The organism is Marinococcus salis (assembly GCF_054971365.1).
The window spans coordinates 1-12,819 of record NZ_JBQOJB010000014.1 but is presented as its reverse complement, the minus strand read 5'-3'; the positions used below and the strand labels follow the sequence as shown (position 1 = coordinate 12,819).

Genomic DNA, 12,819 nt, shown 5'->3' with positions numbered 1-12,819 from the left:
TTGGGACAAGGGGCTTTTCTTGTACACAACGGCCTACTGCCGTTTTCTTTTCGTCTACCCCGAGAATAGGAGAGTACACCCGTAGCAGGCAGTTAAAAAGGAGGCAGCAGCGTGTCTACAATTGGACGACGTTTATTTACGTCGGAATCTGTTACAGAAGGACACCCGGACAAAGTATGTGACCAGATTTCCGATGCGATTTTAGATGCAATTTTAAAGGATGATCCGAATGCCCGTGTGGCAGCGGAAACAGTAGTGAACACGGGGCTCGTGTTAGTAGCAGGTGAAATATCGACATCTACATACGTGGATATTCCCAAAATTGCCCGGGAAACTTTGAAAGATATTGGCTATACCCGGGCGAAATACGGCTTTGATTACGAAACATGCTCGGTTTTGACGTCAATAGATGAACAGTCAGCCGACATTGCCCAGGGCGTTGATGAAGCGCTTGAAACTCGTGAAGGCTCGATGACCGAGGACGAATTGGAATCAATCGGAGCGGGGGACCAGGGTTTGATGTTTGGGTATGCAGATAATGAAACCGATGAGCTCATGCCCCTGCCGATTTCTCTTGCGCATAAGCTGGCACGCCAGTTAACGAAAGTTCGCAAAGATGGTAATCTTTCGTATCTGCGTCCCGACGGAAAGACGCAAGTAACGGTGGAATATGGAGACGATGGGAAACCGCTTCGGGTGGAAACGATCGTTATTTCCACCCAGCATTCCGATGAGGTAACGCTAGCCCAGATTGAAGAGGATATGCATAAATACGTTATCGAGCCGGTCGTGCCGGCAGAGCTTTTGGATGCTGAAACCAATTATTTCATTAATCCAACCGGCCGTTTTGTCATTGGCGGACCGCAGGGGGACGCCGGACTTACCGGACGGAAAATTATCGTTGATACGTATGGCGGCTATGCCCGTCACGGCGGCGGGGCGTTTTCCGGCAAAGACCCGACAAAGGTCGACCGGTCCGCTTCATATGCCGCGCGCTATGTAGCAAAAAACATTATTGCAGCAGGACTTGCAGATAAATGTGAGGTTCAGCTTGCGTATGCAATCGGCGTGGCGCAGCCGGTTTCCATTTCGATTGCCACATTCGGTACAGGGAAAGTCTCAGAAGAGGTGCTCGTAAAGCTCGCTAACGAGCATTTTGATCTGCGCCCGGCCGGCATTATCAAAATGCTCAATCTCCGCCGGCCGATTTACAGGCAGACAGCTGCTTACGGTCACTTTGGACGCCATGATGTTGACCTTCCGTGGGAACGCACGGATAAAGCAGCAGCGCTTCAGGAACAGGCGTTCACTGAAAAACAACAATAACTGCAAAAATACCCGCTCCTGTTTTATTCAGGAAGCGGGTATTTTTTAGTTTTTCAGCTTTTTTCCTTGTACGTGCTGACAGAGTCAAACTCAGTTTTAATTTTGTCTGAAGGCTTCGGCCCGAGCAGGCTGACTGCAATGATGATTAGAACATTGATCAAAAAGCCCGGTACGATCTCGTATAGATCAAACAGGCCGCCGGTAAGCTGGACCCAGATGATCACAGTTGTCCCGCCGGCAATCATGCCGGCAAGAATTCCCCACTTGCTCGTACGGCGCCAGAAAAGGGAGAAAAGCATCGCAGGCCCGAACACAGCACCAAATCCGGCCCAGGCATAGCTCACGAGTTCAAGCACCGTGCTGCCTGGAGTGGAGGCAAGCAGCAGAGCAACGAGGGCGATGGCAATAACGCCGAATCTTCCCACCCAGACAAGCTCCCGGTCAGAAGCATGCGGCCGGAGCAGGCCTTTATAAAAGTCCTCCGCGAGAGCACTTGAAGATACGAGCAGCTGGGAGTCCACCGTGCTCATAATAGCAGCAAGTATCGCTGCGAGCAGTACCCCGGAAACCCATGGGTTAAACAGTACCTGGGTAAACAGTATAAACACTGTCTCCTGGTTGCCTTCCCCGAGCTGGGCGTCCCCTGAAAAGTAAGCAATGCCGATAAACCCTGTGAAAATAGCACCGAGAAGAGAAATAACCATCCAGCTCATACCTACCAGCCGGGCCATTGGAATTTCTTTTTCGGAACGGATCGCCATAAACCTCGTAATAATATGTGGCTGCCCAAAGTAGCCAAGCCCCCAGGCAAGCAGGGAAACGACTGAAATAACGCTCACATTCGTAAACGCACTTAACGCCTCCGGATTAATGGAGGCTGCAGTCTGAACAGAATTCTCCCAGCCGCCAATTTCAATGACGGCGGCGATCGGAACAGCGACGAGAGCCAAAAACATAAGAGTCCCCTGAAGAAAGTCCGTCCAGCTGACGGCCATAAAGCCGCCAAGGAATGTATAGGTAATAATAACAGCGCCGCCGATCCAAAGGGCTGCCTGGTAGGAAAGACCGAAAGAGCTGACGAACAGAGTGGCGCCGCCGACCAGGCCGGAGGAAGTATAAACGGTAAAGAAAATAAGTATAAATAATGCCGAAACGATACGCAGTGCTTTGGTTTTATCATGGAACCGGTTTTCTAGAAAGTCGGGTATCGTAATCGAATCATTGGCGATGATTGTGTATCTGCGCAGTCGTCTCGCCTGAAACTGCCAGTTTAAATAAGCGCCAATGGTAAGGCCGATAGGCAGCCATATTTCACTCATCCCGCCCAGATACATGGCACCGGGCAGGCCGAGCAGAAGCCAGCTGCTCATATCGGACGCTCCGGCACTGAGTGCAGCTACAGGACCGTTTAATTTACGTCCGCCTAAAACGTAATCCGAAAGGTTATTGGTCAGCTTGTAGAATAAAAAACCAATACCAAGCATTACAGCAAGGTAAACGATAAATGTCACAATTGTAGGTACGGAAATATCCATTTAGGTGGTCTCCTTTTTTGATTTAACATAACTGATTGCTGCTAAAACTACAGTAAGCGGCATAGGTATTAATATTAGCAGCCATGTGAGTAGTGTTATTCCTTCCATTCAGTACACCTCCTCTTGAATGTACTTCCATATGTTGCAAGAATAGTGCCAATATTCTTAACTTCGGCAGACACGAATACAGCCGGGAGGCGGGGCAGAAGAAAAATGGTGAAAAAACGATGCTGAAAATCAACGGAAATATCTATTATAATTGAATACTTCTCCGGATAGAACCATAATCAGAAAAATTAAGAAGCATATAGTGCAAAATTTTGCACTCCCAAGTTTCGGGATTTACGTACGAAGCTTCCACACTTCATGATAAAATCAAAGCAAGAATAAATTATAAAGAGGGTGGGCCTATGGGATACCAAGGAACAAAGTCTTTATCCTATCCTGAACTGAACGATGTATTTGATCATTTAATGGTGAAAATGGATCAGGGGATTCGTGTCATTGATGTAGATGAAAATTTAATTATTTATAATGATAAAATGCGCGAAATTGAATCCATGACATATGAAGACTTTGACAACAAAGGCATGATGGATGTTTTTCTTTTCGAGCATGAACAGGACAGCAGGCTGCTTCAGGCCATCAAACTAGGAGTGGAAACGAGAGAAAAAAAGCAGCATTATACAAACAGCCGGGGAAAAAATATTACCACTATTAATGAAATTTTTCCGATTTATTCAGGCGGGCGGATCGTGGCAGCGGCGGAGATCGCAAAGGATGTGACCCGTATGGAAAAGCTGGTCCGGGAAAACCAGAAAAAAGCGGACAGCGGCCTTTTTACATTTAACCAAATCATTGGACGTTCTGCTGAAATTACAGGGGTCGTTCAGAACGCAAAACGTGCAACAAGAACGTCTTCCTCAGTATTGATTGTAGGTGAGACAGGAACAGGGAAAGAACTGTTTGCCCAGAGTATTCACAGTGAAAGTGAGCGGGCCGGGCAGCCGTTTGTATCACAAAACTGCGCGGCGCTTCCGGAAACGCTAATTGAAGGCATATTGTTTGGTACGGTAAAAGGGGCATTTACCGGTGCCTCGGAACGGGCGGGGCTTTTTGAAAAAGCTGAAGGCGGCACGCTTTTGCTTGATGAAATTAATACACTGCCAGTGGCCCTGCAGGCAAAGCTGCTGCGTGTTCTGCAGGAAAAAAAGGTGACACGCTTAGGGTCACACAAAGAGCAGTCTATCAATGTCCGTATTATTGCAACTATGAACAAAGAGCCGGCAGAAGCTATTCAAAACAACGAGCTGCGTGAAGATCTTTTTTACCGTATTGGCGTCGTCACCCTGTATGTTCCAGCGCTCCGGGAAAGAAAAACAGATATTGAACCGCTGGTGGAGACCTTTCTGGAAAAGTACAACCGGGTCTTTCAAATGGAAGTGGGACGCGTCTCCCCATCGGTGAAAGCAAGGCTGGAATCTTACCACTGGCCGGGAAACATCCGGGAGCTTGAACATGTTATCGAAGGAGCAATGAATTTGATGCTCGATGAGGAAGTGATCGAGGAAAGCCACCTGCCGGACCATTTCCGTAAACGGACAGACCTTCTGGAAGCAGGAGAGATGGAGAAAAGTGGTCCAGCCGGGGCAAACAGCGGCAAAGGAACTTTAAAGGAACGTCTGCTTGAAATGGAATTTGCGCTAATTAAAGAGGCGCTTCAGCACAGCGGCGGTAACGTAATGCAGGCAGCTAAGGAGCTTGGAATCAGCCGGCAGAGTCTGCAGTACCGGATGAGTAAATTTCATTTGTGATTTTTTGCATATAGTGCAAAATTTTTTGCAGTTGTGATGAATAAAAGCTTTTTTTTACGGTCAACCCTAAGGGGGACGGCCCAGCTATATTGGCACGTATTTTGCAACACTTAGGTGTAGTACTGAAAAGATCAGGAGGGTGCACCTATGACAATTTCACGTTCGTTTTTTATATTTCTTTCCCAAAACAAGACGCTGACAAAGGGCGCCAAAAAGTGGGGCATTCACCTCGGAGCTTCAAAAGTAGTGGCTGGAGAAGATATTGATGAAGCATTAACGACCATTCAATCGATGAACGAGCAGGGGCTGTTAGCGACCATTGACCATCTTGGTGAATTTATAACAGAAAAATCAGAGGTGGAAGAAGCTAAGCAGAAAACCATCGAGATTATAGAGAGTGTCCATGCGAAAAACGTACAGTCAGAGCTGACAGTGAAATTAACGAAGCTCGGTCTTGATATAGATACGGACTACTGCGTAGAGAATATGAAGGAAATCCTCCAGGCGGCCAAAGAAAAACAAAATTTCGTGAACATCGATATGGAAGACTATTCCCGTTATGAAAAAACACTGAAGGTACTGAAAACGCTCCGGAAGGAATATGATAATGTAGGCACTGTCCTTCAGGGATATTTAAGGCGGGGACTCGATGACCTTGACAGTCTCGCAGAGGTGCCCCTCCGAATTGTAAAAGGGGCTTACCAGGAAAAAGAAGAGGTCGCTTTTAAAGACAAGCATGAAGTTGACGCCAATTATTTTCTGATGATTCAAAAACATCTGCTGCAGGAAGGATTTACCGCTATCGGCACGCACGATCACCGCATTATTAACGCGGTTAAGCTGTTTGTGGAAGACCAGAATATAGCTTATGACACATTTGAATTTCAAATGCTGTATGGCTTTCGAACAGAACTGCAGCTGCAGCTCGTGCGGGAAGGCTACAATGTCAGAGTCTACGTGCCCTTTGGCAAAGAATGGTACGGGTATTTCATGAGAAGGCTGGCGGAACGCCCGCAGAACCTCGTATCCGTAGCTAAAGGAATGATTACGAAATAAAAAGTGCATACAGCGCCGCTCCCGAAAAGGGGGCGGCTTTTTGATATACTGGCAGACGAAAACCCGGGAATGATTTTATTAGGATGAACTCCGGCGTATAATAGCAGGAAAATAAAGCTAATATGGCCAATAGAAAGGACAAAAATGATGCAAACAGAACAGAAAAGACGGACGGCAGGCTTTTTTCTGGTAATAATTGGTGCTTCTCTCTGGGGGATTGGAGGTACGGCGTCGCAGTATATTTTTGAAACGCACCACCTGCCTGTGGAATGGCTGGTGGCTGTAAGACTGCTTCTCTCGGGCCTGCTCCTGTTAACCATTTCTTTAATGCTTGGAAATAAAGGAAAAGTAACCGGGATCTGGCAGCAGAAAAAGAGTGCTGTATCCGTGATTATATTCGGCTTGTTCGGTATGCTTGCCGTGCAGTATACATATATGGCCTCCATTGAAAGCGGAAACGCAGCAGTGGCCACGCTGCTGCAATATTTGGCACCGGTGTTCATTCTTGCATACCTGCTTGCCGTCCGGCATACATATTGGAATATACGCGACACAGGTGCCGTATTAATGGGACTTTCTGGCACATTTCTATTGCTGACAAATGGTCAGCTGGCCGGATTATCCGTGCCGCCGGCAGCGGTAATCTGGGGTGTTCTTTCCGGAATGGCGCTTGCCTTCTATACGCTGTACGCCGGCCCTCTTTTAGCGGCGTGGGGGTCTATGAACGTCATCGGTTGGGCGATGACGATCGGAGGGGCAGCTGTAAGCTTTTTGCATGCTCCGTGGGACGCCGAGTGGGAAAGCTGGACATGGAGCGTGGCCGGGAGTGTAATTTTTGTCGTTATTTTCGGTACGATGATTGCTTTTTGGTTTTATCTTGAAAGCCTAAAGTATTTAAAACCCCAGGAAACTAGTATTTTAGGCTGCCTGGAGCCTTTGGCAGCTATTTTGGCTTCGGTATGGTGGCTGCATGTGCCATTTGGACTCTACCAGAGCCTGGGAGCCTGCCTGATACTCGGGATGGTCGTTTATTTATCACTGCCGCAAAAGCAGCGGACAAAGCCTGCATCGGCATAAATAAAATAGTGGCTGAAAGATGAATAAATACAGCAGGAAGGTAAAATGTACTAAGATAGGAAAAGAAGCGAAATACTATTCGGAAGGATGAAGCACTGTATATGTATCAAAACCTCAACGAATGCGTAGAAGATCTGGAGAAGCACGGCCATTTAGTACGAATCAAGGAAGAGGTCGATCCCTACCTGGAAATGGCTTCGATTCATTTAAGGGTCTATGAACAGGAAGGGCCGGCCATTTTATTTGAAAACGTAAAAGGAAGCCCGTTCCAGGCTGTTTCTAATTTGTTCGGCAGCGTCGAACGCAGCAAATTCATTTTCCGCAAGAATTGGAAGCAGGTTCAAAATGTTATTGCGATGAGAAATGACCCGGTGCAGGCGCTGAAGCATCCACTCCACAACATGAGCAGCGGACTGACGGCAGTAAAAGCACTTCCAAAGAAAAAGAAAAGCGGCACGGAAAACTTTCGGGAGGTAAGCATCAGTGACCTGCCGATGATTCAGCACTGGCCTCGGGATGGGGGCGCATTTCTCACACTGCCTCAAGTGTACACGGAAGACCCGGAGAAACCAGGGCCGATGAATGCTAACCTGGGCATGTACCGGGTGCAGCTAAGCGGCAATGAATTTATTCCTGATGAAGAAGTGGGCCTGCATTACCAGATTCAACGGGGAATTGGGGTACATCAGGCGAAGGCTGTGGCGAAGGGGGGGCCCTTGAAAGTTAGTATTTTTCTCGGCGGTCCTCCAGCGCATACTATTTCAGCTGTGATGCCGCTTCCGGAGGGGCTGAGTGAAATGATGTTTGCCGGCATGCTGTCAGGGCGTCGTTTTCAGTACAGCTATGAAGATGGCTACTGCATTAATCATGACGCTGATTTTGTTATTACCGGTGATATTTATCCAGATGATACGAAGCCGGAAGGGCCGTTTGGCGACCACCTGGGCTATTACAGCCTGACGCATGATTTTCCGGTCATGAAGGTCCATAAGGTGTATGCCAAAGACAAGGCTATTCTGCCGTTTACCGTAGTCGGCCGGCCGCCGCAGGAGGATACGTCGTTTGGCGCGGTGATCCACGAAATGACAGGGGAAGCGATTAAGCAGGAAATTACCGGAGTTAAGGAAGTTCATGCTGTAGACGCTGCAGGGGTGCATCCGCTTCTGCTGGCTATTGGCAGTGAACGGTATACGCCGTTCCAAAGCGTGAAGCAGCCGGCGGAGCTGTTAACAATTGCTAATCGTATTCTCGGAACAGGACAGTTAAGCCTGGCTAAATATTTATTTATTACAGCGGAACAGGAAAGAGAACTCGATACGCATCAGGAGGAGGATTTTTTCACGTACATGCTTGAGCGGATTAATCTGCGCCGCGACCTTCACTTTCAAACCAAAACGACGATTGATACGCTTGATTACAGCGGAGAAGGGCTGAATGAAGGAAGCAAGGTAATTATCGCGGCTTATGGAGACGTGAAGCGGGCTCTTTGTCAACGCGTGCCGGAAGGATTCCCAGCTGACAGTTCGATGCATTCGCCTAAACTTGTGATGCCGGGTGTAATAGCGGTGGAAGCATCAGAGTTTTTCAGTTACAGGCAGGCGGCTGAAGAAATATTCGCTTTCGCTGAACGTCTCGATGAGCAGTGGGACGTTAAAGAAACCCCAATGATTATCATCTGCGATGACAGCAGCTTTGTCAGTGAGACGATGCGCAATTTCCTATGGGCCGTTTTCACACGCAGCAATCCTTCGCACGATATTTATGGGGTGAACAGCTTTTATGAAAACAAGCATTGGGGATGCGACAGCATGATCATCGATGCCCGCATCAAGCCTCACCATGCTCCGCCGCTGCTTCCGGACGAAAATGTAGAGCGCCGGGTGGATGATCTTATAAAAAGGGCTGGCTTAAGAAAAAAATAGTTTACTGAAAATGTTTAAAGTGGAACAAAAGCGTGAACAGAAAGACACCTGTTTGAAAAAGCAGAGTCATTAATCCAGAAAGGACGAATACCTGTAATGGAAAAACGACAGCTTGGCAACAGTGACCTGCATATTTCCCCTATTGGCCTGGGGTGTATGGGGATGTCCGCTTTTTATGGAAAATTAAACGATGAAGAGTCAAAAAAAACGATACACACAGCACTTGATCATGGGATTAATTTTCTCGACACGGCTGATATGTACGGCCCGATGACTAATGAAAGACTGGTTGGTGAAGCGATTCAAAACCGTCGGGAAGAAGTAGTGCTTGCTACAAAATTCGGGAACGTGTACAGCAATGAGGGTGAACTCACAGGAGAAGTAAACGGCCGGCCAGAGTATGTAAAGCAGGCATGTGATGCGAGCTTGAAGCGGCTCGGCGTTGATACCATTGACTTATATTATCAGCACCGGGTGGACCCGGATGTGCCAATTGAAGAAACGGTAGGTGCGATGAAGGAACTCGTAGACGCCGGAAAAATCCGGTATTTGGGCTTGTCGGAAGCCGCTCCGGAAACAATTCGCAGGGCTCATGAAACGCATCCAATTACGGCTCTGCAGACAGAATATTCATTATGGAGCCGGGACGTGGAGGATGAAATTCTGCCGCTTTGCAGAGACCTCGGAGTTTCCTTTGTAGCTTACAGCCCACTGGGGAGAGGATTTTTAACCGGACAAATCAAGCAGTTTGAGGATTTGGAAGAAGATGATTTCCGCCGCTTTTCTCCAAGGTTTCAGGGAGAAAACTTCAACAAAAATCTTGAGCTCGTGGATAAAATGAAGGAATTAGCTGAAGAAAAAGAATGCACAGCTTCCCAGCTGGCCCTGGCCTGGTTGAGGGAGCAAGGCGTGATAGCGATTCCAGGGACTAAGCGGCGTACGTACCTACAAGAAAATATTAATAGTCTGCAGCTTAAACTTACGAGGGCCGATATGAAAGCAATTGATGATATTGCTCCTAAAGGTGCTGCCGCAGGCATGCGGTACCCTGAAGAAGGAATGAAAACGGTGAATCGGTAATAAAAACAAGCCCAGCTGTCCAAAGATACCTGGACAGCTGGGCTTATTGTCTCTGTGGAAGCTAACTATTCTTAAAAGAAATATGTTTTAGACGGCTTTTTGAAATGGCATTGTACAATGGTACGCCAACCCGGTCAGCGTACGGAAGATAAAGTACGATAGCTGGAAGGAAACTGGCCGGAACAGCAAGCAGCAACCGGCGAAAGGCGTAAAAACCATGGAGGACGACCCCCTGGTTTGTAAACATATGCAGCTCGTGTGCAGCGTTTCTTGAGGATAAATAGGGGAATTTATCCATGTGGAGCCAGGCGTCCTGAATGGGAATCCACTCGCAGTGCTGATGCGGGTCCAGAAATTGAAAAATGCGAACGGCTGCAAGACAGGGCGGGCAGTATTTGTCGAAAAATAAATAATGAATAAGGCATCTGTCCTTTAAAAGATTTCGAATGCATTTATGCGTTAACGTTTAATACATATATTGTACGGGTAAATTTTAAGTAACGCCATAAAAACAAAAACGTCCGGGTGTGGCAGGACGACAATTTCATATGCGGCGGAAATGAATGGATATAAAAGCCAGAACATAAGCCAGGAAAAGGATGATCGTTCTTTTTCTGGCTTTTTATATTTTTTTAGATAGTAAGCAAAGTTAACAGACGAAAAACGGAGGAAACACAGGCTATTTTGTGAAAGCTGAAGCAGAAAGCTGAGCCAAGTAATTTAGAAAAAGAAAGGAAAGATGAAATTGGCGCAAATTAATCGTATACTCGTAGGAGTAGAAGCTCTCGAAGGCTCCTCCCATGATGCATTTGATAAAGCGAAAGGGCTGGCAAAAGAAAATAATGCCACGCTTATCATCGCATTTGTTATGGACAAAAACGGCTATGCCTCCCTGGAACGGATGGATCCGCATGGTTTCAGAAGATTGAAAAAACAGGCGGAAACACGGCTGAAGGGCTATAAAGAAATGGCCGAAGAGAGTGGACTCAAAGACGTGGAAACGGTGCTTGAAGTAGGAATTCCGAAAAAAGAAATGGAAAACCTATGTGAAAAATATAATGTAGATATGATTGTTGTCGGGGAAACGGGCACGTCTAAAGTGGACCGGATCTTTCTCGGGAACACAGCCAAAGCCATTCAGAAAAAAGCAAAGTGTGACGTGAAGGTCATATCAACCAAAGAGGCAGTAAGGGAATAGAAATTACCAGCTAAAGCAGCATGATTGCTCTTGAGCCTTCCTCCTGTATGTACAGAGGGAGGCTCCATGTATGGGGCCCATAATGAATGCTGCAAACAGCTGATTAAAACAACAGAAAGGTGAACAAATTGAAATATTATCTACATCAATTAATGCCAAAAAAATTACGGCAGATTAAAAGCATGTCCTCAAGACAGCGGTGGTATGAACTCCGCTCGAGTCTTTGGGTGCTGCCGGCCATCTATATTGTTTTGGCTGTGCTTTTAGCCATTGGGGCGTACTACGTGGAATTCGGCCTCGAGCCTGCGTTTGCCATGGCTCCTATCTTATCTACTGGGTATTCTTTAACCCAGACAATGTACAGTACGCTTCTCTCAGGTGTACTCACGTTAAACGCATTTACATTTAACTCCATTCTCGTCGTTTTGACGAGTTTTTCCGGCCAGTTTACGCCCCGGGTTTTGTTTAATTTTATTTCAGATCGCAGAACCCAGCATTCCATCGGAGTCTTTAACCTGTGTTTCTTTTTCCTGCTGATCGGGTTTTTCTTTTTGACTTCTTCGATGGAGCAGTACACGGTATTTCCGGTGCTCGGCGTATTGGCTACTGCCGTATCGGTGATAAACTTTATATTGTTTATCAACCATGCAACGAAATGGATGCAGGTGCCAAGCATTACAACGAACATGAAAGAAGAATCGCAACAGCGCATTCTTAACACGCTGCTGTATGACCTTGAAGCACATCGCGCTAAGAGTAAAAGTGAGGTACACGAACCGAAGACCGAAGGAGAACCGCATGTCGTTGCAAGTGAAACGACCGGTTTTATCCAGGTCATAGATTTCGGCAAAATTGTAAAAGAAGCAGCCAGGGATGGCATCGTAGTACGCTTGGATCGAAGAATTGGGGATTTTGTACTTGAAGGTATTCCAATATTTTCTTATTGGAAAACGAATGAAGAACCGGACCTGCCGGTTAATGAAAAAAAGTACCGTAACTTGATGTATCTTGGGAAAAGTAAAACAGAAGTGCAGGACATCGAGTTTGGCATCCGGAAATTGACTGAAATTGCGATTAAAGCGCTTGGAAACGACGAGCCAATGACCGCCCAGGATGCGATTTATCAGTTAACAGACCTCGTTTTTTCTATTTCCAAGGTTACACGCTTTACTTCATATTTAACCGATGATAATGATACACTCCGGCTGATCATGAAAGATGAACAGTTTTCTTACTATGTTTACTCTGCATTTACGTATATTGCGTCGTACGCAGAAGAAAAGCCGGGAGTAACGTTGACGCTTCTTGAAGCACTGGTTATTTTATCAAAAGCGCTGGAGACAAAGGACAAAAACTGTTGCTGGCATTACGGCAAAAGTATTGCCCGTAATTATTCCGGCAAGCTTCCCCAGGACTATGACCAGGTTACTTTTATGAACCATTTGGAGCAGCTTTCAGGCTCTGTGGGAGACAAAGATAAATTTTACGAGATGCTTAACGATTTTGTAGAAAAAGAGCTGCTGGATAAAAAACTGGTAGACCGGAGAAAACAGGAAACGGGATAAAACAGTACCGATCCACTTATTTGGATCGGGTTTTTTTATGTATTAATAAACCATGAAATGCCAATAATGATATAAAAATCGGGCCGCAATAGAAACGGCCCGATAAAGGTGTAAGAATTATTTAAAGGATTTTGTGCCTTCAGTCAGAGATTCTGACGTTGGCTCAATAGCGGAAGTGTCCTGGCGGTTGGCCAGAAATTCCGGGCGCGGCTCCTGGCCGCTGAACGGATCCACGAGCTTGTTTTC

10 protein-coding genes are annotated in these 12,819 nt (G+C 46.6%); 8 read left to right on the top strand and 2 right to left on the bottom strand.

Annotated features, from left to right (window positions below; all coding sequences use genetic code 11):
* The first annotated feature begins 111 nt into the window (after nt 1–111).
* On the top strand, nt 112–1,326 hold the full coding sequence (metK, locus tag ACTTK6_RS11760) for a methionine adenosyltransferase (RefSeq protein WP_079475645.1): 1,215 nt from the start codon (nt 112–114) through the stop codon (nt 1,324–1,326).
* A 53-nt stretch (nt 1,327–1,379) separates the two neighbouring features.
* On the opposite strand, the gene putP is transcribed toward metK, so the two are convergent.
* Nucleotides 1,380–2,861: a sodium/proline symporter PutP gene (gene putP / locus ACTTK6_RS11755; RefSeq protein WP_462833516.1), complete on the bottom strand. Its 1,482-nt coding sequence runs from the start codon at nt 2,859–2,861 to the stop codon at nt 1,380–1,382.
* 410 nt (nt 2,862–3,271) lie between these two features.
* On the opposite strand from putP, the gene ACTTK6_RS11750 reads away from it, so the two are divergent.
* The 5 genes from ACTTK6_RS11750 (at nt 3,272) to ACTTK6_RS11730 (ending at nt 9,810) form a co-directional block, all read left to right on the top strand.
* Nucleotides 3,272–4,675 carry a sigma-54 interaction domain-containing protein gene (locus ACTTK6_RS11750; protein WP_079475647.1) on the top strand — a complete coding sequence of 468 codons (1,404 nt, stop codon included), beginning with the start codon at nt 3,272–3,274 and terminating at the stop codon, nt 4,673–4,675.
* Nucleotides 4,676–4,822: 147 nt separating this feature from the next.
* Nucleotides 4,823–5,731: a proline dehydrogenase family protein gene (locus ACTTK6_RS11745; RefSeq protein WP_079475648.1), complete on the top strand. Its 909-nt coding sequence runs from the start codon at nt 4,823–4,825 to the stop codon at nt 5,729–5,731.
* 144 nt (nt 5,732–5,875) lie between these two features.
* Entirely contained in the window at nt 5,876–6,808 is a 933-nt protein-coding gene (locus ACTTK6_RS11740; protein ID WP_462833515.1) for a DMT family transporter, read from the top strand.
* 101 nt (nt 6,809–6,909) lie between these two features.
* The gene (locus ACTTK6_RS11735; RefSeq protein WP_462833514.1) at nt 6,910–8,730 is read left to right on the top strand and encodes a UbiD family decarboxylase; all 1,821 of its coding nucleotides are present in this window, start codon (nt 6,910–6,912) and stop codon (nt 8,728–8,730) included.
* A 96-nt stretch (nt 8,731–8,826) separates the two neighbouring features.
* Nucleotides 8,827–9,810, top strand: a complete 984-nt coding sequence (locus tag ACTTK6_RS11730) for an aldo/keto reductase (protein WP_462833513.1) — start codon at nt 8,827–8,829, stop codon at nt 9,808–9,810.
* 61 nt (nt 9,811–9,871) lie between these two features.
* On the opposite strand, the gene ACTTK6_RS11725 is transcribed toward ACTTK6_RS11730, so the two are convergent.
* Entirely contained in the window at nt 9,872–10,228 is a 357-nt protein-coding gene (locus ACTTK6_RS11725; protein WP_462833542.1) for a thiol-disulfide oxidoreductase DCC family protein, read from the bottom strand.
* Nucleotides 10,229–10,555: 327 nt separating this feature from the next.
* Between ACTTK6_RS11725 and ACTTK6_RS11720 the strand changes: the two genes are divergently transcribed.
* Both ACTTK6_RS11720 and ACTTK6_RS11715 read left to right on the top strand, forming a co-directional pair.
* Nucleotides 10,556–11,008: a universal stress protein gene (locus ACTTK6_RS11720; RefSeq protein ID WP_462833512.1), complete on the top strand. Its 453-nt coding sequence runs from the start codon at nt 10,556–10,558 to the stop codon at nt 11,006–11,008.
* Nucleotides 11,009–11,190: 182 nt separating this feature from the next.
* Entirely contained in the window at nt 11,191–12,573 is a 1,383-nt protein-coding gene (locus ACTTK6_RS11715) for a DUF2254 domain-containing protein (RefSeq protein WP_462833511.1), read from the top strand.
* Nucleotides 12,574–12,819: the final 246 nt, after the last annotated feature.